This is a genomic window from Dokdonella sp. (assembly GCF_035511235.1).
Lineage (GTDB): Bacteria > Pseudomonadota > Gammaproteobacteria > Xanthomonadales > Rhodanobacteraceae > Dokdonella.
Window position 1 is genome coordinate 15,077 of record NZ_DATKFQ010000017.1, and the last position, 22,578, is coordinate 37,654.

The 22,578-nt window shown below is 71.8% G+C and carries 21 protein-coding genes; 9 read left to right on the top strand and 12 right to left on the bottom strand.

Annotated features, from left to right (window positions below; genetic code table 11):
- Positions 1–16: 16 nt before the first annotated feature.
- A complete protein-coding gene (locus tag VMR06_RS08745) occupies positions 17–973 on the bottom strand; it encodes a sodium:calcium antiporter (protein ID WP_325375261.1) in 957 nt (318 codons plus the stop codon).
- A 203-nt stretch (positions 974–1,176) separates the two neighbouring features.
- Here VMR06_RS08745 and VMR06_RS08750 point away from each other — a divergent pair, with 203 nt between their 5' ends.
- Genes VMR06_RS08750 through def form a run of 4 tightly spaced genes read left to right on the top strand, consistent with a single transcriptional unit; the run spans position 1,177 to position 3,942 of the window.
- The gene (locus VMR06_RS08750; protein WP_325375263.1) at positions 1,177–2,085 is read left to right on the top strand and encodes an AsmA family protein; all 909 of its coding nucleotides are present in this window, start codon (positions 1,177–1,179) and stop codon (positions 2,083–2,085) included.
- A complete protein-coding gene (mutY, locus tag VMR06_RS08755; RefSeq protein ID WP_325375265.1) occupies positions 2,082–3,134 on the top strand; it encodes an A/G-specific adenine glycosylase in 1,053 nt (350 codons plus the stop codon). The genes VMR06_RS08750 and mutY overlap by 4 nt, the downstream gene beginning before the upstream one ends.
- Positions 3,122–3,388, top strand: a complete 267-nt coding sequence (locus VMR06_RS08760; RefSeq protein WP_325375267.1) for an oxidative damage protection protein — start codon at positions 3,122–3,124, stop codon at positions 3,386–3,388. The genes mutY and VMR06_RS08760 overlap by 13 nt, the downstream gene beginning before the upstream one ends.
- A gap of 14 nt (positions 3,389–3,402) precedes the next feature.
- The gene (def, locus tag VMR06_RS08765; RefSeq protein WP_325375269.1) at positions 3,403–3,942 is read left to right on the top strand and encodes a peptide deformylase; all 540 of its coding nucleotides are present in this window, start codon (positions 3,403–3,405) and stop codon (positions 3,940–3,942) included.
- An 84-nt stretch (positions 3,943–4,026) separates the two neighbouring features.
- Here the strand turns inward: def and VMR06_RS08770 are convergent, their stop codons facing one another.
- Positions 4,027–4,443: a DUF6491 family protein gene (locus tag VMR06_RS08770; protein ID WP_325375271.1), complete on the bottom strand. Its 417-nt coding sequence runs from the start codon at positions 4,441–4,443 to the stop codon at positions 4,027–4,029.
- A gap of 195 nt (positions 4,444–4,638) precedes the next feature.
- Here VMR06_RS08770 and VMR06_RS08775 point away from each other — a divergent pair, with 195 nt between their 5' ends.
- The gene (locus tag VMR06_RS08775) at positions 4,639–7,905 is read left to right on the top strand and encodes a S41 family peptidase (RefSeq protein WP_325375273.1); all 3,267 of its coding nucleotides are present in this window, start codon (positions 4,639–4,641) and stop codon (positions 7,903–7,905) included.
- Between the two features lie 63 nt (positions 7,906–7,968).
- On the opposite strand, the gene folP is transcribed toward VMR06_RS08775, so the two are convergent.
- The 3 genes from folP to rlmE form a co-directional block, all read right to left on the bottom strand.
- Positions 7,969–8,868, bottom strand: coding sequence for a dihydropteroate synthase (gene folP, locus VMR06_RS08780; protein WP_325375274.1), 900 nt, complete (start codon positions 8,866–8,868; stop codon positions 7,969–7,971).
- Between the two features lie 112 nt (positions 8,869–8,980).
- Positions 8,981–10,912, bottom strand: a complete 1,932-nt coding sequence (gene ftsH / locus VMR06_RS08785) for an ATP-dependent zinc metalloprotease FtsH (RefSeq protein WP_325375276.1) — start codon at positions 10,910–10,912, stop codon at positions 8,981–8,983.
- Between the two features lie 160 nt (positions 10,913–11,072).
- Positions 11,073–11,690, bottom strand: a complete 618-nt coding sequence (gene rlmE / locus VMR06_RS08790; protein WP_325375400.1) for a 23S rRNA (uridine(2552)-2'-O)-methyltransferase RlmE — start codon at positions 11,688–11,690, stop codon at positions 11,073–11,075.
- Between the two features lie 84 nt (positions 11,691–11,774).
- Here rlmE and yhbY point away from each other — a divergent pair, with 84 nt between their 5' ends.
- On the top strand, positions 11,775–12,068 hold the full coding sequence (gene yhbY / locus VMR06_RS08795; protein ID WP_325375278.1) for a ribosome assembly RNA-binding protein YhbY: 294 nt from the start codon (positions 11,775–11,777) through the stop codon (positions 12,066–12,068).
- A gap of 25 nt (positions 12,069–12,093) precedes the next feature.
- Complete coding sequence (locus tag VMR06_RS08800; protein WP_325375280.1) at positions 12,094–12,489, top strand: Mth938-like domain-containing protein; 396 nt, start codon at positions 12,094–12,096, stop codon at positions 12,487–12,489.
- A gap of 18 nt (positions 12,490–12,507) precedes the next feature.
- On the opposite strand, the gene VMR06_RS08805 is transcribed toward VMR06_RS08800, so the two are convergent.
- The 5 genes from VMR06_RS08805 to surE are packed head-to-tail and all read right to left on the bottom strand — an operon-like array spanning position 12,508 to position 16,425.
- Positions 12,508–13,377, bottom strand: a complete 870-nt coding sequence (locus VMR06_RS08805; RefSeq protein WP_325375282.1) for a sigma-70 family RNA polymerase sigma factor — start codon at positions 13,375–13,377, stop codon at positions 12,508–12,510.
- Positions 13,378–13,386: 9 nt separating this feature from the next.
- On the bottom strand, positions 13,387–14,349 hold the full coding sequence (locus tag VMR06_RS08810) for a peptidoglycan DD-metalloendopeptidase family protein (RefSeq protein WP_325375284.1): 963 nt from the start codon (positions 14,347–14,349) through the stop codon (positions 13,387–13,389).
- A 9-nt stretch (positions 14,350–14,358) separates the two neighbouring features.
- Positions 14,359–14,964, bottom strand: a complete 606-nt coding sequence (locus VMR06_RS08815; RefSeq protein WP_325375286.1) for a YqaA family protein — start codon at positions 14,962–14,964, stop codon at positions 14,359–14,361.
- Complete coding sequence (locus tag VMR06_RS08820) at positions 14,961–15,635, bottom strand: protein-L-isoaspartate(D-aspartate) O-methyltransferase (RefSeq protein ID WP_325375288.1); 675 nt, start codon at positions 15,633–15,635, stop codon at positions 14,961–14,963. Before VMR06_RS08820 ends, VMR06_RS08815 begins: the two co-directional genes overlap by 4 nt.
- Before the next feature lie 13 nt (positions 15,636–15,648).
- Positions 15,649–16,425 carry a 5'/3'-nucleotidase SurE gene (gene surE, locus VMR06_RS08825; protein ID WP_325375290.1) on the bottom strand — a complete coding sequence of 259 codons (777 nt, stop codon included), beginning with the start codon at positions 16,423–16,425 and terminating at the stop codon, positions 15,649–15,651.
- Positions 16,426–16,642: 217 nt separating this feature from the next.
- Here surE and VMR06_RS08830 point away from each other — a divergent pair, with 217 nt between their 5' ends.
- Entirely contained in the window at positions 16,643–17,188 is a 546-nt protein-coding gene (locus VMR06_RS08830) for a Smr/MutS family protein (protein WP_325375292.1), read from the top strand.
- On the top strand, positions 17,185–18,900 hold the full coding sequence (locus tag VMR06_RS08835; protein WP_325375294.1) for a hypothetical protein: 1,716 nt from the start codon (positions 17,185–17,187) through the stop codon (positions 18,898–18,900). Before VMR06_RS08830 ends, VMR06_RS08835 begins: the two co-directional genes overlap by 4 nt.
- Positions 18,901–18,939: 39 nt before the next feature.
- Here the strand turns inward: VMR06_RS08835 and VMR06_RS08840 are convergent, their stop codons facing one another.
- Positions 18,940–20,646: a BatD family protein gene (locus VMR06_RS08840; protein ID WP_325375296.1), complete on the bottom strand. Its 1,707-nt coding sequence runs from the start codon at positions 20,644–20,646 to the stop codon at positions 18,940–18,942.
- Positions 20,643–22,571, bottom strand: a complete 1,929-nt coding sequence (locus tag VMR06_RS08845; RefSeq protein ID WP_325375298.1) for a VWA domain-containing protein — start codon at positions 22,569–22,571, stop codon at positions 20,643–20,645. Before VMR06_RS08845 ends, VMR06_RS08840 begins: the two co-directional genes overlap by 4 nt.
- Positions 22,572–22,578 lie beyond the last annotated feature (7 nt).

A 22,578-nucleotide genomic window follows, 5' to 3' on the forward strand; every position in this document is an offset into this window, starting at 1 on the left:
GCCCCGCGGCGCCGGCTCACGTCCAGGCCCCGATCAGGAACGTCTCGCCGAGCATGAACAGCGCGAACAGCGCCACCAGCAGGCCGCCTTCGCGCGCCGACAGCTCGCCGTCGCTGCGCATCATCGGATACAGCGCGAACGCCAGCGCGAACAGCACCGGCAGCTCCACGCGCTGCAGCGAGCGCGCGACCGGCAGCGGCGCCCAGACCGCGAGCACGCCGACCAGCAGCAGCACGCACAAGGCGGCCGCGAACGCATGCGCGAGCACGAAGTCGCCCTGCCCGCGCCGTGCCGCGATCAGCGCCGGCGGCAGTCCGGCCAATGCGGTCGCGATGCCGAGCGGCAGCAGGCCGGCGACGACCGGCGCGAGTCCCCAGCCGTCGGCGAGCGCCGCGGTCGAACGCACCAGCCATACCGCCGCGAACGGCAGCATGACCACGCCGACGACGACGCGCAGCGAATCGCGCCAGACCAGCATCGAGGTGCCGGTGGCGGCAGCCAGCTCGTTGCGTACCGCGGCATCCTCGCGCCGCGCCGCGATCACCGCGACCGCCATGACGACCAGCCACGCGGCGATCAGGATCGCGCCGTCGAGCGGGCCGAGCCCGCCGTCGGCGCCGAGCGCCCAGAGCAAACCGATGCCGAGCAGCAGCGCCGGATGGGCGATGCGGAACAGACGCAGGCGGATCAGCAGCGGCGAGGCCAGGGCCGCCAGGCCCAGGATCAGCGCCAGATGCGCGATGCCGCCGCCGATCAGGCTGCCGAGCGCGAGTTCCGGCTGCAGCGCGAACGCCGCCGCCAGCGCGACGGCCAGCGCAGGCAGCACCGCACCGAGCACGGTGGCGCCGAGCGCGACGCCGTAGGTTCTGGCGCCGCTGCACAGGAAAAGTCCGGTGACGCCACGGACGAAGGCGTCGTTGGCGACGATCAGCAGCACCGTGGCCAACGCCAAGATACCCAGTTGCGCGAGCATGAGTTCCCTCCGGAGCGGCAGTGTATCGACTGCCGTCGACGCCGGCCCAGGGAGGCCGGCGTGCCGCGATTTCATGCCAGAACGCCATCGCGTGCAAGCACGGCGCCATCGAACGGTGCCGTCGATCACCGATGGGCTGCAGCGGCGGCGGCTCCTGCGCGGCGGCGAGCGATCGTCCTCGCGCCGGCGCACGGCGCGTTTCGATGACGCACGACGGCCGGCAGCGGCGAGCCGGTCCGCATGCGCGGCGCTGCCGACGTGATGCGCGGACGCGCACGGCCGGCCGGCGGCAGACAATCCGCTGCGCTCGGTCTACCATCCCGGCGACTGCATCCTCCCGCTCGACTGCGAACCGCCTGCGGCTTCCGCGAGCCCGCCGGCCGATCCGATTGAAATCCCTCGAACCCGTGTCACGGCCCACCGATCCGCCAGCCGCACCGCGGCGGCGCCGGCGCGCCCGGCGCTGGCTCGCCGGTCTGCTCGCGAGTGTGCTCGTCATGACGGCCGCCGGCGCCTGGCTGCTGCGTCCGGCGACGCTGACGGCGCTGCTGACCGATCAGGTACGCCGCCAGTTCGGACTCGAGCTGCGCCTGGCATCCGAACTGCGCTATGCGCTGACGCCGAACCTGTCGCTGCGTCTGCCGGCGGCCGAAGTCCGCAGCATCGGCGAGAGCGGCCTCCTGTTCAGTGCCGCCCGTGTCGAGCTCGCGCTGCCGTGGTCGAGCCTGTGGCGGCGCCCGCCGGCGATCGAGCGGCTCGTGCTCGAGCGGCCGGAGCTCGACCTCGACGCGCTGGAGCGCTGGCTGGCGCGGCGGCCGGCCGGCGAGGCGGCCGGCGGCCTGCCTGCGTTCCGGCTCGAGATCCGCGACGGCCGCCTGCGCCGTCAGGGCGCGCTGCTGGCGAGCGGCGTCGACCTCGATCTGGCCCATGCCGGCGATCTGGATGCCTGGCTCGCGCGATGGCGGCAAGGCGCCGCGATCGAGACGCTGCCGCCGCTGTCCGGTCGCGCCGCGATACGCGCGATCGAGATCGGCGGCACGCGCATCGAAGGCCTGCGGCTCGATATGCAGCCGGGCGCCGACGCGCCCGCCGCCGAGAAGAGCGGACCGTGAGCGCGATCGCCGCGCGCCTGCTCGCCTGGTACGACGGCCACGGCCGCCACGACCTGCCGTGGCAGTCGCCACGCACCCCGTATCGGGTCTGGCTCAGCGAGATCATGCTGCAGCAGACCCAGGTGCGCACGGTGATCCCGTACTTCGGGCGCTTCGTCGACGCGTTGCCGACGCTGCCGAGCCTGGCCGCGGCGCCGCTGGACACCGTGCTCGGCCTGTGGTCGGGCCTGGGCTACTACAGCCGCGCGCGCAATCTGCATCGCGGCGCGCAGATCTGCGTTGCCGAACACGGCGGCGAACTGCCGCGCGACGCGGCGGCGCTGGCGGCGCTGCCGGGCATCGGCCGCTCGACCGCGGCGGCGATCCTGGCCCAGGCCTGGGGCGACCGCCACGCGATCCTCGACGGCAACGTCAAGCGCGTGCTCGCGCGCCACCGCGGCGTCGCCGGCTGGCCCGGCCTGCCGCGCGTGCAGGCCGTGCTGTGGACGCATGCCGAGGCGCAGACGCCGCCCGCGCGCGTCGCCGACTACACGCAGGCGATCATGGATCTGGGCGCGACCATCTGCACGCGCGCACGGCCGATCTGCCTGACCTGCCCGATTCAGTCCGACTGCATCGCGCGCCGCGAAGGCCGCGTCGCCGAGCTGCCGACCGCGCGCCCCAGGCGCGAGGTGCCGACGCGCAGCACGACGATGCTGGTTGCGCGCGACCGCAGCGGTCGCATCCTGCTCGAGCGGCGCCCGCCGGTCGGCGTCTGGGCGCAGCTGTGGAGCCTGCCCGAGACCGACGATGCGGCCGCCGGCGTGGCCGCACTCGGCGAGACGGCCGGGCCGCTGCGGCCCAGTCCGCTGCAGCCGCCGCCGTTCGAGCACGTCTTCACGCATTTCCGCCTCAGCGTCGTGCCGCTGCTGCTCGACGCGCCGGCGCCGGCCGCCGGCGTCGCCGACGATCCCGATCGCGGCTGGTTCGCCGCATCGGAATGGGCGACACTCGGCCTGCCCGCGCCCGTACGCAAACTGCTCGAGACTCTGCCGCCATGCCCCGGATGATCCACTGCGTCAAACTCGGTCGCGAAGCCGAAGGCCTGGACTTCGCGCCGTGGCCGGGCGAACTGGGGCGGCGCCTGTTCGAGCAGGTGTCCAAGCCGGCCTGGTCGGAATGGCTGGCGCACCAGACGATGCTGATCAACGAGAATCGGCTCAATCCGCTCGATCCGAAGAGCCGCACCTTCCTCGCCGCGGAAATGGAGAAGTTCTTCTTCGGCGGCGGCGCCGAGAAGCCGGCCGGTTACGTGCCGCAATAGCCGGACCGCGCCGCATGATCCACCCGATCCTCAAGATGGGCGACCGGCGCCTGCTCGAGATCGCCGAGCCGGTGCCCGAGGCCTGGTTCGGCGGCGGCGAACTCGACGCGCTGATCGCCGATCTGTTCGACACGATGCGGGCGGCCGGCGGCGTCGGCCTGGCCGCGCCGCAGATCGGCGTCGGGCGGCAGGTCGTGATCTTCGGCTTCGAGCGTTCCGAGCGCTATCCCGATGCGCCGGCGGTGCCGCGCACGATCCTGATCAATCCGGTCATCACGCCGCTGTCGGACCAGACCGAGGAAGGCTGGGAAGGCTGCCTGTCGGTGCCGGGCCTGCGCGGCGTGGTCGCGCGTCACCGGCAGATCCGCTACGCCGGCCGCGACGCGCGCGGCGAGCCGATCGACCGCATCGCCGAGGGCTTCCACGCACGCGTCGTGCAGCACGAATGCGATCACCTGATCGGCCGGCTGTATCCGTCGCGCATCACCGACTGGACGCGTTTCGGCTACGCCGACGTGCTGTTTCCGGGGCTGGCGGCCGACGCCGAGGACTAGCCTCGCGCCGGCGCGCGGCCGGTCGCCTGGCCGCCGCGACGGTCGCGGACCGCGCGATCCGAACGACGCAACGATCGCAGCGGATCAGCTCGAGCCGGCGCCGGACATCTCGTCCTGGCGCAGCCGCTTGTAGTCGATCGGCCGGATCTCGCTGATCCGGCAGCGCTCGCCGGAGGCGATCACCGAATCGAAGCGGCGGTTGACGGTATTGGCCGAGGACGTCACGCCGATCGCCTTGGCCCATTCCAGTTCGCGGCATGGCGGGTCGACGGTCAGCAGATAGGCCTCGCTGACGCGGGTCCAGACCACGACCTGGTAGCGCCCGACGCGCTCCCACTGGTCGAGCTTGAAGAACTGAAACGACTCGACCGGCGCGCCGGCGTAGGCAAGATACTTGTCGAGGTTGCGCTGCAGCGCCTCGTCGCTCTGTGCCCGAGCCGGAGCCGTGAACACGGCAGCCAGCGCGGCGAGCACAACGGTGGAAACGAAACGAGAGTTCATGGCGGCATTCCGGTGGTGAGGGGCCGGGTCGAAGCGCGAGCATGACGCGCCGGCTCGGACCTCCAAGGACGCGCCAGGGCTCCGTTCCGTCGCCGCGCCGCGCGCACGCAATGCCCCGGCCGCCATGGCTTTCGGCCCACTGCGCGGCGGCGGCAGGCGACTACAATCGCCGCCTCGTCCGTCCCGGAGCCGCCGATGCGCCGTCCTGTCGTCCCGATTCTTCTCGCCCTCGCCGCCGTTCCGGCCGCCCATGCGGTCCCGCCCGGCTCGACCGGACTGCTGCGCTTTCCGGACATCTGCGGCGAGACCGTCGCTTTCGTCTACGGTGGCGACGTCTATACCGCCTCGGTCAACGGCGGCACGGCACTGCGGCTGACCTCGCACGAAGGACGCGAGCTGTATCCGAAATTCTCGCCGGACTGCCGCTGGATCGCGTTCTCGGGCGAGTACGACGGCACGCGCCAGGTCCACGTGATCCCGGCCGCCGGCGGCAGCCCGCGCCAGCTGACCTGGTACAACGACGTCGGCGCGCAGCCGCCGCGCGGCGGCACCGACTACCGCGTGCTCGACTGGACGCCGGACGGCAAGAACGTGCTCGTGCGCGCCAACCGCGTGCCGATGGACGACCGCGGCGGCCGCCCGTATCTGGTGCCGTTCGAAGGCGGCATGGAGCGTCCGCTGGCGGTGCCCGAGACCGGCGGCGGCATGCTGTCTCCGGACGGCCACCGCTATGTCTACACGCCGATCGACCGCGAGTTCCGCAGCTGGAAGCGCTACCGCGGCGGCCGCGCCCAGGACGTGTGGATCTACGACCTCGCCGCCAACAGCGCGCAGCGCCTGACCGACGACCCGGCCAGCGACAATCAGCCGATGTGGATCGGCGACACGATCTACTTCACGTCCGACCGCCACTACACGGTCAACCTGTTCTCGATGCCGGCCGCCGGCGGCGAGCCGCGCCAGCTGACCCATTTCACCGATTTCGACGTGCTGTGGCCGAGCGCCGGCCGCGACGCGATCGTGTTCGAGAAGGGCGGCGGCCTGTGGCACTTCGATCCGGCCAGCGGCCAGGCGCGCGAGATCCCGATCCGCGTCGCCGGCGATTTCCCGCAGACCGTGCCGACCTGGAAGAACGCCGCCGAGCAGGTCGAGTCGTTCGACCTGACCGCCGACGGCAAGACGCTGATCTTCGGCGCGCGCGGCGAGGTGTTCCGGGTCAGCGGCAAGAACCGCGACGTGACCAACCTGTCGCAGACGCCCGATGCGCGCGAGATCGGCGTGACGCTGGCGCCGGACGGCCGCAGCTACGCCTATCTGTCCGATGCGACCGGCGAGTACGAGCTCTATCTGCAGCCGACCGACGGCGGCGCACCGCGGCAGCTGACGCGCGACGGCGGCATCTGGCGCTTCGCGCCGCTGTTCTCGCCGGACGGCAAGCACGTCGCCTACGCCGACAAGCAGCAGCGCCTGCGCATCGTCGAGGTCGCCAGCGGCAAGACCACCGACGTCGACACCAGCCGCAACGACGACATCACCGAGTACACCTGGTCGCCGGACGGGCGCTGGCTGGCCTATACGCTCGAAGGCGACAACCACCTCACGCGCGTGTGGCTGTATTCGCTGGCCGACGGCAAGCGCCATCCGGCGACCGCGGCGAACTCGAGCGCGTACAGCCCGGTGTTCGATCCGCAGGGCCGGCGCCTGTATTTCCTGTCCAATCGCGACTACAACCTGACCTTCAGCGCGTACGAGCAGAACTACCTCTACACCAATGCCACGCGCATCTACGCGGTCAGCCTCGCCGCGGACGGCCCGGCGCTGTACCGCGACGATGCGCCCGCGGCAGCCGAGGAACCGGGCAAGGACGACAAGAAGGAGCGCACCAAGACGCCGCCGCTGCGCATCGACCTCGACGGCCTGATCGGACGCGAGCAGGCGCTCAAGGCACCGGCCGGCAACTACCGCGGCCTGGCCGCCAATGCCGACGCGGTGTTCTACGTCACCGCCGGCAGCGACCGCGGCGGCAGTCCGCTCGAGCTGCGCATGCTGCCGCTGGACGCCGACAAGGACGCGACCGTCGTGCGCGGCGCCGGCGGCTATCGCCTGAGCGCCGACGGCAAGACGCTGATGGTGCAGCAGGGCGACAAGTTCGCGCTGATCGAGGCCAAGCCCGACCAGGACTTCGCCAAGGGCACGGTCGATCTCTCGCGCATGCAGCTCCTGGTCGACCCGCGCCGCGAATGGCGCCAGGCCTTCGTCGACGGTTGGCGCATCCTGCGCGACTGGTTCTACGATCCGGGCGTGCACGGCGGCATCGACCGCTGGAACGCGATTCGCGCGCGCTACGAACCGCTGGTCGCGCACGTCGCCACGCGTCAGGACCTGGACTACCTGCTGCAGGAGATCGCCGGCGAAGCCAATGCCGGCCACGTCTACGTGCAGCAGGGCGACGAGCCGAAGATCGAGCGCCGCGCCGGCGGCCTGCTCGGTGCCGAGTTCGAGACCGACGCCTCGGGCTACTTCCGCATCGCCCGCATCTACCCGGGCGAGAACTGGCAGGCATACTCGCGCTCGCCGCTGACCGAGGCCGGCGTGCGCGTGCAGCCGGGCGAGTTCCTGATCGCGGTCGACGGCGTCGACGCGCGCAGCGTCAAGAACGTCTATCAGCTGCTGCAGAACAAGGGTGACGCCGACGTCGTGCTGCGCATCAACGGCAAGCCGACCGCGGCCGGCAGCCGCGAGGTGCGCGTGCGTACGCTGAGCTCCGAGCTCGGCCTGCGCTACCTGGACTGGGTCGCCTCGCGCCGCGCGATCGTCGACCGGCTCTCGAACGGCCGGATCGGCTACATCCACGTGCCGAACACGGCCGTCGAGGGCAACCGCGAGCTGTTCAAGGGCATGCTGGCCTATGCCAACAAGGACGCGCTGATCATCGACGACCGCTACAACGGCGGCGGCTTCATTCCCGACCGCATGATCGAGCTGGTCGCGCGCGAACCGCTGAACTACTGGAAGCGCCGCGGCCTCGATCCGCAGGCCACGCCGCTGCTGTCGCATGCCGGTCCCAAGGCGATGCTGATCAACGGCCTGTCGAGCTCGGGCGGCGACGCCTTCCCGTACTACTTCAAGAAGCTCGGCCTCGGCAAGGTGATCGGCACGCGGACCTGGGGCGGCCTGGTCGGCATCTCGGGCAATCCCTCGCTGGCCGACGGCGGCTCGATCCTGGCGGCCACGTTCCGCTTCCTCGGTACCGACGGGCGCTGGGCGGTCGAGAACGAGGGCGTCAGTCCCGACATCGAGATCGTCGACCGGCCCGACGCGATCGCCGCCGGCGGCGATCCGAGCATCGAGAAGGCGGTCGAGGTGCTGATGGCCGAGCTCGAGCGCCAGCCGCCGCAGCACATCGTCGCGCCGCCGGCGCCGACCGACTTCGGCGACCCGCAGGGCTCGGCACGGCGCTGAGGCGCCGGCGCCGCGCATCCGCACGCGAAGGCCGGGCCGCGGCCTGGTCTTCGCCGGCGTGGTTCAGTCCTCGTCCCAGGGCGTGCGCGGCGATCGCGCCGAGGCCGACGGCGCCGCACGCGGCCGGTCGCCGGCCGCGACGCCGGCCCACACCGCGAGCGCATCGCGCGTGACGGCGACGTCGTGCACGCGCACCAGCGTGGCGCCACGCTGCACCGCGATCAGCGCCGCGGCCGCCGACCCGGCCGCGCGCGCCGCCGGATCGTCACGCCCGGTCAAGGTACCGATCATCGTCTTGCGCGAAAGCCCCACGTAGACCGGCGCGAGCTCGGCGAAGCGCCCCAGATCACGCAGCAGCGCGAGATTGTGCTCGAGCGTCTTGCCGAAGCCGAAGCCGGGATCGACCAGGATCCGCTTCTTGTCGATGCCGGCCATCTGGCAGGCGAACAGGCGCTCGGCCAGGAAGCGATGGACCTCGCCGACGACGTCGTCGTACTCGGGCGCGGCCTGCATCGTGCGCGGCTCGCCGCGCATGTGCATCAGGCAGACCGGCACGCCGAGCGCGGCGGCTGCGTCGAGTGCACTCTCGCCGCGCAGCGCGGCGACGTCGTTGATCAGGCCGGCACCGGCCTCGACGGCCGCGCGCATGACCTCGGGCTTGGACGTATCGATCGAGATCGGCACCGAGGTGCGTTCGCGCAGTGCCGCGATCACCGGCACGACGCGCGCGATCTCCTCGCCGGCCGTTACCGGCTCGGCACCCGGGCGCGTCGATTCGCCGCCGACGTCGATCAGGTCGGCGCCTTCCTCGATCAGGCGCAGTGCGTGCTCGACCGCCTGGCCGGGATCGGCCCAGCGGCCGCCGTCGGAGAACGAATCGGGCGTGACGTTGAGGACGCCGGCGATGCGCGGCCGGTCCAGCACCAAATCGCGTCCGTTGCAGTCGAGCGTGATCGCGAACATGTACCCTACCCCCGAAAAGACACGGGCCGCGCAGGGCGGCCCGTCGATGCCCGCGTCGGCACGCAGCCGGCGCGATCCGATGATGGCGGCGCTGCCGCCGGTTCGAGCCTGATCAGTCGGCCGACGTGCGCGGCTGCACGGCCGGACCGCCGATCGGGCTCTCGCCGCCGCGGCTGCCGCCGTCACCGCCGCTGCTGCGCTTGGGCGTACCGGTCCAGTCCTTCGGCGGCGTCGGTGCACGGCCCTGCATGATCTGCTCGACCTGCTCGCGGTCGATCGTCTCGTAGGTCAGCAGCGCATCGGCCATCGCGTGCAGGACGTCGATCTTCTCGGTCAGGATCGACTTGGCGCGCGCGTACTCGCGATCGAGGATCGAACGCACGACCTCGTCGATCTTGCGCGCGGTCTCGTCCGAGACGTTCTTGTGCTGCGTGACCGAGCGGCCGAGGAAGACCTCGTCCTCCTGCTCGCCGTAGGCGATCGGACCGAGCTCGTCGGACAGGCCCCACTTGGTGACCATGTTGCGCGCCATCTGCGTCGCGCGCTCGATGTCGTTGGACGCACCGGTGGTGACGCGATCCTCGCCGAAGATGATCTCCTCGGCGACGCGGCCGCCGTAGAGGCTGGCCAGGCGGCTGGCCAGCTCGGTCTTGCTGTAGCTGTGGCGGTCCTGCTCGGGCAGGTACATCGTCACGCCGAGCGCGCGGCCGCGCGGGATGATCGTGACCTTGTGCACCGGATCGTGCAGCGGCACCGACAGGCCGACGATCGCGTGGCCGGCCTCGTGGTAGGCGGTCAGCTTCTTCTCGTCCTCGCTCATGATCATCGAGCGCCGCTCGGCACCCATCATGATCTTGTCCTTGGCGCGCTCGAAATGCAGCATCGTGACCTCGCGCGCGTTCTCGCGCGCCGCGAACAGCGCCGCCTCGTTGACGAGGTTGGCCAGATCCGCACCCGAGAAGCCCGGCGTGCCGCGCGCGATGACGATCGGCTCGACGTCGGACGCGACCGGCACCTTGCGCATGTGCACCTTCAGGATGTGCTCGCGGCCCTTGATGTCCGGCAGCGGCACGATGACCTGGCGGTCGAAACGGCCCGGGCGCAGCAGCGCCGGGTCGAGCACGTCCGGACGGTTGGTCGCGGCGATGACGATCACGCCCTCGCTGCCCTCGAAGCCGTCCATCTCGACCAGCAGCTGGTTCAGCGTCTGCTCGCGCTCGTCGTGACCGCCGCCGAGGCCGGCGCCGCGGTGACGGCCGACCGCGTCGATTTCGTCGATGAAGATGATGCACGGCGCGTGCTTCTTGGCCTGCTCGAACATGTCGCGTACGCGCGCCGCACCGACGCCGACGAACATTTCGACGAAATCGGAGCCCGAGATCGAGAAGAACGGCACCTTGGCCTCGCCGGCGATCGCCTTGGCGAGCAGGGTCTTGCCGGTACCGGGCGAGCCGACCATCAGCACGCCGCGCGGAATCTTGCCGCCGAGCTTGGTGAACTTGGACGGATCGCGCAGGAAGTCGACCAGCTCGGAGACCTCCTCCTTGGCCTCGTCGCAGCCGGCGACGTCGGCGAAGGTGATCTTGACCTGGTCCTCGCCCTGCAGCTTGGCGCGCGAGCGGCCGAACGACATCGCGCCGCGCCCGCCGGCACCGGCCTGCATCTGGCGCATGAAATAGATCAGGATGCCGATGAACAGCAGGATCGGCAGCCACTCGATCAGCACGCGGAACACCGAATTGCGGTTGTCCGGCGGCTGCACGATGACCTTGGCGACGTTCTTCTGGATCTCGTCGATGTTGCTGTCGGTCGGCAGGAACGTCGTACGCAGCTTGCTGCCGTTCTTGAGCGTCGCCTCGATCGAGCGGTTGTCGTTGCCGACGGTGACCTGATCGACCTGGCCGCTGCGGACCTGGGCCATGAATTCGGAATACGGAACCGGACCGCTGTTCTCGGCTCCACGCGGATTGAAGCTCTGGAACACGGTCAACAGCACGACCGCGATCACCACCCAGAGCAACAGATTCTTGGCTATGTCATTCATGCTCGCTCGTTCCGCCTTTCGCCTGGGGAAGGCCACCGCTCGGGATCGAGCCGCGCGTTCCGCCTGTCATCCTACTTCGTTCCCGTTTCCGGCTCCGGCCGCCGCGCCGTTCGCGCGATCAGACCGGTCCGTGCCTGAACCCATGCCGCCCCGGCGCCGTCTAGCGCTTGCCGGTGGCCAGCGCGTAGACCTCCGGACTGCGTGACCGCGATGCCTTCGGCTTCCGGATGCTGACGCGCTGATAGGCCGCGCGCAAGCGTCGGACGTAATCGTCGAACCCCGGTCCCTGGAACAGCTTGGTCAGATAGGCGCCGCCGGGTCTCAAGTGTTCGGAAGCGAACGCTTCGGCCAGCTCCGCCAGATGCATCGCCCGCGGCTGGTCGACCGCGGTCATGCCGCTCATGTTGGGGGCCATGTCCGAAAGCACAAGATCGACCGGTGCGCCGTCGAGGCGCTCGCGCAGCTGCGCCAACACCGACTCCTCGCGGAAATCGCCTTCGATGAAGTCGACGCCGGCGATGCCCTGCATCGGCAGGATGTCCAGACCGATCACGCGGCCCCGGTCGCCCAGGCGCGCGCGCACCATCTGCGACCAGCCGCCCGGCGCAGCGCCCAGATCGACCACCGTCATGCCCGGCTTGAGCAGATCGTCGCGCTCGATCAGCTCCTCGAGCTTGAACACCGCGCGCGAACGCCAGCCCTCGGCCTGGGCCCGTTTGACGTACGGATCGGCGAAATGTTCCTTGAGCCAACGATGACTGGATTTGCTGCGGGCCATGGGAAACCGAGGTTCGGCACGGCCCGCATGATACCCTGAAAGGCTTCCCGGCCCCGTCGCCGCCGCTCGCCTCCCCTCCCATTCATGTCGTTGAACCCGAACCAGAAGCGTCACCTGCGCGGCCTCGCCCATGCGCTGCATCCGCTGATCCAGATCGGCCAGCGCGGCATCACCGAGCCGCTGCTCGCCGAACTGGGCCAGGCGCTCGATCATCACGAGCTGGTCAAGGTGCGCCTCGCCGGCGATCGCGACGAGCGCCAGGCGCAGACCGCTGCGCTGATCGAGGCCACCGGAGCCGAACTGGTGCAGGCGATCGGCGGCATCGCCTGCCTGTTCCGGCGCAATCGCGAGCAGCCGGTGATCGAGCTGCCGCGCTGAGACCGGCCGAGACGACGAGCGTCCCGTGCAGCTGATCCACGACCGGCCCGAGGGCTACTTCTTCATACGCGCCAGTTCGCCACGCTCGATCCGCGTGATCGACCGCGAGCTCGCCTCGAGCTTCCTGCTCGCGCCCGATGCGGTCGTCGAGGACTGGCCGGTGCGCGATGCCGGCGCGCTCGACGCCGCGGCGGTCGAGGCGCTGCTCGCGCTGCGCCCCGAGCTGGTGCTGATCGGCACCGGCGAACGCCAGGTGTTTCCGCCGCGCGAGCATCTGGTCATGCTGATGCGGCGCGGGATCGGCGTGGAGGTCATGGACAACGCCGCAGCCAGCCGCACCTACAATCTGCTCGCGGCCGAGGGACGCCGCGTCGTCGCCGCGTTCATCCTGCCGGAGCCGGACGCTCCGGCGCCGGACTGAACGCGCAGCGGGCGACGCTCACTGCAGCAGCCGGCGCAGCTTGCGCAGGGCTTCTTCCTGGATCTGCCTCACCCGCTCGCGGGTGACGCCGAGATCGCGCGCGATCTCGGCCAGCGATTGCGCGGGCTGTTCGTTGAGGCCATAGCGGCGCTCGACGACCGAGCGCTGCCGCGCGGTCAGATGGTCCAGCCACTCCGGCAGGCGGACACCCGGTCCTTCGCCGCCGCTCCTGCCGGCGTCCTCCTGATCGGCGATCTGCTCGATCAGCGCGCGGCTGTCGTCCTCGGACAGCGGCGCGTCGAGCGAGCTGATGCCCTCGCTGATCCGGAACAGCTCGGCGAGCTCGCCCGGCGCCTTGCCGGTGGCCTGGGCCAGTTCATCGAGCGTCGGCGACCGGCCGAGCTGGGTGGTCAGCTCGCGGTCGACGCGCAGCACCTGGGCCAGGCCGCGCAGCACGTGCACCGGCAGGCGCACCGTGCGCCCCTGATTCATGACCGCCTGCTGGATCGCATGGCGGATCCACCACACCGCGTAGGTCGAGAAGCGCAGCCGCCGCTCGGGCCGGAAACGCTCGACCGCGCGGATCAGGCCGAGATTGCCCTCGGCGATCAGGTCGATCAGCAGCAGGCCGCGGCCGACGTAGGCGCGCGCGACCGTCACGACCAGGCGCAGGTTCGATTCGATCATGCGCCGCCGCGCCTCGCCGTCGCCGCGATGTACGCGCTCGGCCAGCGCCCACTCCTGCTCGCCGGTCAGCAGCGGAATCAGCGCGATCTCGTTGAGGTATACGCCGGTCGACGAGCGCGCCTCGTCGTCCTGCGGCTCGATCGCGTCGAGCAGCGCAAGGAGATCGTCTGATTCGGGATCCGGAGGCGGTGAACCAGCCATCGCGCAAGCTTAGCGCGACGGCAGGTATTCGAGCGGGTTGATCGGCTTGCCGTTCCTGCGGATCTCGAAATGCAGGATCGGCCGGCCGCTGGCGAGCTCGGCGATCGGCTGCCCGGCCTTGACGCGGGCGCGCTCATCGACCAGACGCCGCCCGTTGCGCGCGTAGGCCGACAGCAGCGACGGGCTGTGCTTGATGATGACCAGCTCGCCGTAGCCGACCAGGCCATTGCCGCTGTAGACGACTTCGCCGTCGGCCGCCGCGACGACCTGGCCGCCGGCCTTGCCGGAGATGTCGATGCCCGAGCGCGCCGGATCGCCGGCGACATAGCCGGCCAGCACCGACCCGGCCAGCGGCCAGCGCCAGGCGATCCCAGCCGAGGTCGAGGACGCCGCCGGTGCCGGTGGCGGTGGCGGCGGCGGCGGCGGTGCAGCCGGCGGCGTCGCGGCAGGTGCCGGCGCCGGCGCGGTCGAAGCCGCGCTCGACGTCGTCGTCGCCGGCGTGGCGGGTCGCGTAGCGGCGCTCGCGGCTGGCGGCAGTGCCGGCGTGGCTGCCGGCGGCGCGCTCGTCGTCGCGACCGGGCGCGACGGCGGCGGTACGCTGGCCGGCGGCCTGGGCGGCGGCGCGGCGGCAGCCGAGCGCGCCGGATCGGTCAGGCGCAGCTGTTCGCCCACGCGGATCGTGTACGGCGGGCCGATGCCGTTCCAGCGCGCCAGATCGCGATAGTCCAGACCGTTGCGGAACGCGATGCCGTACAGCGTGTCGCCCCTGACGACGCGATGGCTGGCGCCGGCCGGCAGCGCCGCCACGGGCCGCTCGGCCGCGGCCGGCGGCCGCGAGCGGCCGCTGCGGTCCTCGACCGGGGCCGGGCCGGTGGACGCGCAGCCGGCGAGCAGACCGAGCATCAGCCAGGCCCCGAACCGCCGCGCGTAGCGTCCGAAGACGGCGTCGCGTTCCTTATCCGATCTTTCCACGTCAAACATTTAGTGCAGGAACTTGAAGTAGAGTACCAGCAGGATCAGCAGTCCGACGGCAGCCCAGCCGATCACCTCGATCCAGCGGTGCAGCGCCCGTTCAGCCCGCACGCCGCCGAGCCGGATCAGACCGCACAGCAGATAGACGCGCTTGCCGCGGCCGACCAGCATGCTGGCGAGGAACGGCAGCAGCGGCACGCCGACGATGCCCGAGGCCCAGGTGAAGATCTTCAGCGGGATCGGCGTGAAGCCAGCCAGCACCAGCAGCCAGAACGCCTGCCACGGCGACTGCGCGACGACCTCGCGCAGGTGCGCGACATGGGCGTCGATCGCCGTGCTCCAGCCCAGCCACTGGATCAGCGGCTGCAGCGCCGCAAACGCGAAATGGCCGAGCGCATAGCCGACGGCGGCGCCGAGCAGCGAGCCGATCAGGCTGATCGTCGCGTAACGGAACCATTGCTGCGGCCGCGCCAGCGTCATCGGCGCGAGCATGACCTCGGGCATCACCGGGAAGATGATCGCCTCGACGAAGCTCAGGCCCGCCAGCATCGACACCGCGCGCGGATGCGCGGCCCAGCGCATCGCGCGTTCGTACAACGGTCCGAACAGTTTCAACCGGTACCTCCGAGCAGGGGAACGAAACTGACCGGGCCCAGATCCTCGCGCGTCCAGCCGTCCTCGCCGGCGCGGATCCGCGTCAGCGTCTGTCGGCCGGGCGGACCGACCGGCGCGATCAGGCAGCCGTCAGGCGCCAGCTGCGCGAGCAGCGCGGCCTGCAGCTCGGGCCCCGCGGCGGTGACCAGGATCGCGTCGAACGGCGACTCTTCCGGCCAGCCGAGACGGCCGTCGTCGTGGCGGGAGCGGATGTTGTCGAGCTTGAGCGCACGGAACCGGCGCCGCGCGCTGCGCAGCAGTTCCTCGATCCGCTCGACCGTGTAGACGGTGCCGACCAGACCGGCCAGGACCGCGGCCTGATAGCCCGAGCCGGTGCCGATCTCGAGCACGCGCGCAGGCAGGCGCGTCTCGATCAGCGCCTCGGTCATGCGCGCGACAACCCACGGTTGCGAGATCGTCTGGCCACGGCCGATCGGCAGCGCGGTGTCCTCGTAGGCGCGCGAGGCCAGCGCCTCGTCGATGAACTGATGCCGCGGCAGGTGCCGGATCACCTCGAGCACGCGGCGGTCGCCGATGCCGTCGGCCTGCAGGCGCTCGACCATGCGGTCGCGCGCGCGCTGCGAGGTCATGCCGCTGCCCTGCGCCTCGCGGTTGCGGTGCGAGAACGACATCACCGGCCTGCGCTCACGACAGCGCCTCGCTGCGCGCCTGCAGCGACTCGACCCAGCCGCTGACCTTGTCCAGGGCCTGGTAGCGCGTCAGGTCGACGTGGATCGGCGTGATCGAGACCTTGCCTTCGCGCACGGCGTGGAAATCGGTGCCCGGGCCGTCGTCCTCGGCGGCGCCGGCCGGACCGATCCACCAGATCAGGCGGCCGCGCGGGTCGGTCTGCGGCAGGCACGGCGCGGAGCGATGACGGCGCCCGAGCCGCGTCACCGCGAAGCCGCCGATCGCCTCCCACGGCAGATCCGGCACGTTGACGTTGAGGATCGTGTCGGCCGGCAGCGGATCGCGCAGCAGCTTGTTGATCAATGCCAGCACGGCGTTTGCGGCGCTCTCGTAGTGCACGCCCTCGTGATCGACCGTGACCAGCGACACCGCGATCGCCGGCAGCCCGAGGAACCGCCCCTCCATCGCCGCCGAGACCGTGCCCGAATAGATCACGTCGTCGCCGAGATTGGCCGCGTTGTTGATGCCCGAGACGACGATGTCGGGCTCGTGCTCGAGCAGGCCCGACAGCGCCAGATGCACGCAATCGGTCGGCGTGCCGGCGACGCGGTAGCGGTCGGCGTCGAGCCGCGCCACGCGGATCGGCTGATCGAGGGTCAGCGAATTGCTGGCGCCGGAGCGGTCGCGATCGGGGGCGACCACGGTGACCTCGCCGATCGCGCGCAGGCGCTCGGCCAGGACGCCGATGCCCGGAGCGTCCACGCCGTCGTCGTTGCTGACCAGAACCCGCATCGCACCCCTCGAGCCGAACCGCTGCACGCCGATGCCTCGGTGCCGCAGCCGGCACCCGGCGAGATATCGGGAGAAGCGGCGATGATACCGGATTCGCCCCGATCGCTTCAGCCGACGCGGCCTCGTGCCGGTCGCGTGCGGCGATCGAACCCGGCGCCACGAACGAGGATGCGGCGCGCGTCAGCGAACAAAACCGCGTTGCGGTAGGCTCGCCGCGATGAAGCGCTCGCCGCCGCCCGACGAAGACGACAGCCGCCTGTTCCGCGAGGCGATCGGATCGGTGCGCCCCCTCGCCACACCGTCGCAGGCGGCGCCATCGCGGCCCAGGCCGCAGCCCGAGCCGCTGCAGTTCATCCGCGACGAGGCGGCGGTCGGACGCGAGTTGCTCGATCATCCGTTCGATCCGGCCGCGATCGAGGTCGGCGAGGAACTGGTCTGGCTGCAGAACGGACAATCGCCGCGCCTGCTGCGCCGGCTGCGGCGCGGCCAGTTCAGCGTGCGCGCCGAGATCGACCTGCACCAGATGACCGCCGCGGTCGCGCGCGTGGCGATCGCGCAGTTCATCGACGAATGCCGGCGCGAGAACGCACTGTGCGTGCGCATCGTGCACGGCAAGGGCCTGCGCTCTAAACCGGAAGGACCGGTCCTCAAGAAGCTGACCGACCAGCTGCTGCGCCGGCGCGCCGACGTGCTCGCGTTCGCGTCGGCACGCGCGTCCGAGGGCGGCACCGGTGCCGTCCTCGTCCTGCTGCGGCCGCTTTGAACGCACCACCGCGCGATGCCTGGTCGCTGCATGCAGGCGGGCCGGCCGCGCTGACCTGCCGCATCGCGGCGCTTGCGGTCGCCGCCGCCGGCGTCGCGCTGATGCTGCTCGCCGCGCCGCGCGTGCCGTATGCCGATGCCTGGCGCCTCTACGCCAAGCTGCTCGAGCAGCCGTTCCTGGCCGGCGTGAGCTCGGCCGACAACGGCCACCGCGAGATCGTGCCGAATGCCGTGCGCTGGATCGAGGTGCACCTGCTCGGCGGCGATCAGACGCTCGGCATCGTGCTCGGCGCCCTGCTGGCGATCGCCGCGGCGGCGGTCTGGCTGCGCACGATCGCACGGACGCAGCTGCCGACGGCCACGCGCGCGGCTGCAAGCCTGATCGCGGTATTGGGCCTGTTCTGGCTCGGCAACGAGCGCGCGCTGGCGCATGCGCACGAATCGGTGCGCGTCTACCTGATCGTGCTGTGCCTGATGCTCGCACTGGCGCGAATCGCCGACGGCCGCGTCGACGCGCGCGCGGCGGCCGGCGCGGCAGCGCTGGCGCTGCTGGCGACGCTGACCTTCGGCAGCGGCATCGCCAGCTTCGGCGCGATCGCGATCGTGATGGCGCTGGGCGGCGCGACGCGTGCGGCCTGGGGCGTCTGGGCGGCGGGCCTTGCGGTTGCACTCGCGCTGTACCTCGGCGGCGCCTCGGCGGCGGTGACCGGTACGCTGAGCTTCGACCCGATCGGGCAGGCCGTGGTGCTGGTGCGCTGGCTCGCCAGCCCGTTCGTCTACGTCTTCTGGCCGCTGCTCGATCCGGCGATCGCGGCGCAACTGCCCGGCGCGCCGCTGCGCGCGGCCGCGATCGCGGCCGCCGACGCGTTCACGACGCGCTACGGCCCGGTACGGACCTCGCTCATGCCGCAGGCGCTGATCGGCGCATCGGGCCTGGCGTGCCTGCTGATCGCGAGCGGACGCGCCTGGCGCGCGCCGGCCGCCACCGTGCCGGCGCGCCGCGCCGCCCTCGGCGTGGCCTGGTTCGGCCTGGGAGTCGGTGCAGTGATCGCGGTGTCGCGCTCGGCCTACTTCGCCGATTTCCCGGAGCAATTGCAGGCGCCGCGCTACCTGCCGTGGTCGAGCCTGTTCTGGGCCGGACTGCTGTGCGCGGCGCTGCTCGCGCCCGGCCGTCGTTCTCGCCCGTCGATCGCCCTGCTGGCCGCCGCCGCCCTCGCGCCGAGCTCGCTATGGATGGCCGAACTGGCGCTGTCGATGCAGCGTGCCGCCGAACGGACCGCGACGGCGGCCGTGGTCGGCCTGGTGCCCGACTCGCAGCCGCTCGGCGAGACGGTCGCGGCCGAGCTGGCAGCCGCCCTGCCCGCGCTGCGGCGCGACTCGCTCGGCCCCTATCGATGGCCCGAGGCGCGCTGTCTCGGACGCCGCCTGCGCGAGGACGCGATCGATCGGCTCGACATGCGCGAGCCGGCGATGAGCACGAGCGCGAACCGGATCGGCGCGGCCGGGCGGCTGATCCGCTTCGAGCTGACCGAACCGGCGCAGGGCCGCCTGCTGATCGTCGATGCGGCCGGCGTACTGCGCGGCCTCGCCGTGCGCGATCGCGCGCGCGGCCGCGGCACCTGGGAAGGCTGGCTCGCGCCGGATCCCGATTCGGCTACCGTCGTGCCGACGATCGCCCGGCGCGTCGGGACGCCGTTGTGCGCACCCTTATGAGTTCGACGCCGCCGTGAACCCGGCGGCGCCGGTGCCGTGTCAGCGCTCCGGATACAACGCCGGCAGCGCCGAAGCGGCGCGCAGCGCCGACGGCGCGGCGGCCCAGCGCAATCCGTCGCGGAATGCGCGTTCGAGACGCCCGCCGAGACCGTCGGCCGAGGCGCCGGCGTAGCGCGCGCGCTGCAATGCCAGCAGGGCCTCGCGCTGCGCCTCGTCGCCGAGCGCGGCGATCAGCTCGCCGACGTTGCGCAGCTGCGGCCGTTCGGTGCGCGCCCAGGCGATCAGGCTGCGCTCGGCGCCGGCCAGCTCGCCGAGCGCGGCGGCGCGCAGGAAGCGGCTGCGCGCGGCGCTGCCGTCCTCGTTCGGACCCGGCACCGCCCGTGCGCCACCGCGCCGGCGCGAGCGCCAAGCCCACAGCGCGAGCGTCGCCAGCCACAACGCAAAGCCCGCGGCGGCCAGCGCCTGCCAGAGCCGCAATGAAGGCAGCGGGGTCTCGACCGGGGCCGTCGTCGGCGGCGGCGGCGCATCGGCCGGTGCCGGCAGCGCCGGAGCTGCGGCACCGGCGGCCGGTGGCGCTGCGGCATTGGCCGCGGCCGGCAACACCTGGACGACGCGTGCCGGCAGCACCGCGATCGCCTCCTCGCCGGTCGCCGTATTCCACCAGCGCAGCCTGATCTCGGGCAGCTCGAGCCGCCCGGGCTGCGTCGGCACGACCGCGAACTTGCGCACGCGCTCGCCGAACAGCCAGGTCCCGTCGTCGCGCGTGACGACCTGCGACTTGTCCGGGTAGATCTCGGCACCGGCGAGCGGCGGGAAATCGAGCTCGGGCAACTGCTCGTAGCCCAGACCCTGCGCCTTCATGCGCACCGTGCGCGTGACCGGATCGCCGACGCGGACCTCGGCCGGCAGATCGGTCTCGTCGGCGAGCGTCAGATCGACCGCCGGCAGCCATGGGTCGGTCCCCCAGCCGTCCGGCCGCGGCCGGACGTTGAACTCGACCGCGTCGGAACTGGCCGACACGGCGCGGCCGCGATTGAAGAAGCCGGTCGGATCGCGCGGGTCCAGCGCGCTGCCGCGGAACACCAGTGCGGCGATGCGCAACGTCCCGCTGGCTTCCGGGATCAGCGCGTAATGACGCTCGACCACGTGATAGCGGCGGTCGCCGATGCTCGCGACGTAGCGGCGATCCTGTCCGAGCCGCTGCACGACGAGGCCGTCGGCCTTGGGCTCGGCGAGGTTGCCGTCGGTCAGGTCGAACGCGAAATACAGCTTGACCGTGTAGCGGATCTGCTGCTGGACGTAGGGCGCGAGCGGATCGGCGCTGACCTCGATGAAGAGATCGTCGCCGGGCCGGCCCTGCGCTCCGGTCGGCTGCGGCAGCACGGTCAGCGTCAGCGGTTCGGTACGCGCGCTGCCGACCGCCACCGGCGGCACCGTCAGCACGCCCTCCTGCTTCGGTTCGAGCGCGACCGCCCACAGGGTCTTGATCACCGTGGTGCCGTTGACGATGTTGACCTGGCGGCTGGACTGCGTGCCGAGCTGACGGAAATCGCGGTCGAGCACCGAGAAGTCGGGCTGGCCGGCGGCGCCGCCCTGACTCTCGACGTTCAAGGTCACGCTCTCGCCCAGATGCATCGTGTCGCGATCGAGCCAGGCGCGGACGCCGTCGTCGGCCGCGAGCGCCGGCACGGCCGTGCACAGCCAGATCAGCGCGGCGATCAGGCCGCGCCATGCGCGAAACGTCATGGTCCGTTTCCTCCGGCCTGTTGGCGCCGCTGATACTCGAGCAAAAACTTGCGCCGCAGCAGACCGCCGGGATCGTCCGGTACGCGCTCCATCCACTGCTTCATCGCCTGCTGCTGTTCCTGGTCGGCCGCCTCCTGCGGCGAGAGCGAGCGCGGCTCGCCCTGCTGCGCGGACGAGTCGGGCCTGGCCGCATCGGCCTGCTCGTCAGGGCCGCGTTCGAGCGCCTCGTCGATCGCCTTGGACAGCGCTTCCTTCTGCCCTGCCCGCTGGCCCGGATCCTGAGCGGCCGATGCTAGCGTGGACGGATCCTCGGCGCGCTGTTCGCCGGCGCGGCCGTCGCGCGCGGCGTCGGAATGCTGCCCGCCGTCCTGACCGTCCTGCGCCGACGATGCCTCGTTGCTGCCGTCCTGCTGCGCATCGTCGCCCTGCTGCGAACGCTCGCCGCCGTCCTGGGACGCCGATTCGCCGGCGGACTGGCCGGATGTGCCGTCCTGGCCGCCCTGCTGACCTTTCTGGCCCTGCTGGCCGTCCTGCGGCGGCGGTGACTGCTCGGCCTGCTGCTTCAGCCAAGCCTCGATCGCCTCGCGGTTGGCCTTCGCGTCGGCCATCTCCGGTGCCTGCGCGAGTGCGCGATCGTAGGCGGCGATCGCCGCCTCGTACTGGCCGAGCTTGGCCAGCGCATTGCCTTCGTTGTAGGCCGCGTCCGGACCGCTGGCCTGCTGCCAGGCCTCGGCCGCGCCCTGGTAGTCGCCGGCGCGGAACGCGGCACTGCCGCGCCATTCGGGCGAGTGTGCGCGATCGAGCGCCGCCTGCGCGTCGCCGCGCGCCAGGGCCGCCGCAGCCTGCTGATCGGGTCGCCGCCACAGATCCGCGAGCGATGCCGCCTCGGCCTGAGGCGCCGGCAGGCCGACGCACAGCGCCAGCGCCATCAGCCATCCGCGCCGGAAGCCGGCCAGCGCGAACGGCAGCACCAGCAACAGCAGCCACGGACCGCGATCGCGAAAGCGCGTGCTGCGGGCCGCATCGTCCGCATCGGGCGCCGCACCGCGCACCGCATGCGTATCGTCGAGCAGGCGCTGCAGATCGCTCGCGTCGGCGCTCAGCGCGACGTAGCGGCCGCCGCCGGCGGCGGCCAGCGCGCGCAGCCGGTCCTCCTCGAGCTTCGGCACGACGATGTCGCCGCCGGCGCCCTTGAGAAAGCCGCCGTCGGGCAAGGCGACCGGTGCGCCGGCAGCGGTGCCGACCGCCAGCACCGACACGTGCATCCCCTGCGCCAGCGCGGCATGCGCGGCCGAGTCGGCATCGGCCGACGCGCTGTCGGCGATCACGATGATCTCGCCGCGGCCGGCACCGGCCTGGCGAATCAGATCGGTCGCGCGCGCGATCGCACGTCCGGTGGCATTGCCGGCGACCGGCATCACGGTCGGATCCAGCGCCTGTACCAGATTGCGCACGGTATTGACGTCGTCGGTCAGCGGCGCGGCGACGAAGGCGTCCCCGGCATAGCCGATCAGTGCGGTCTGCTGGTCGCGGCTGCGGTCGAGGATGTCGCCGATCTTGTGGCGCGCCCGCTCGAGCCGGCTCGGCTTGACGTCCTGCGCGAGCATCGAGGCGGCCAGTTCGAGCACGATCACGCGTGCCGATTCGTTGCGGTACAGCGGTATCGATTCGCGCTCCCAGGCCGGACCGGCCAGCGCAAGGCAGCTCAGGATCCAGGCCGCGGCGGCCAGACGCGCCCCGCCGCGTCCCGCGGCCTCGTCGCCGCGCTCGATCAGATGCGGCAGCAGCTGCGGATCGACCACCCGTCGCCAGGCACCGGCCTCGGCTCGCGCGTGGCGCACCCGCCAGGCGAACAGCGGCAGCGCCAGCAGTGCGAGCAGCCAGAGCGGGCGCAGGAAATGGAAATCGGCGAGCGTCGCATCCATCACGTCG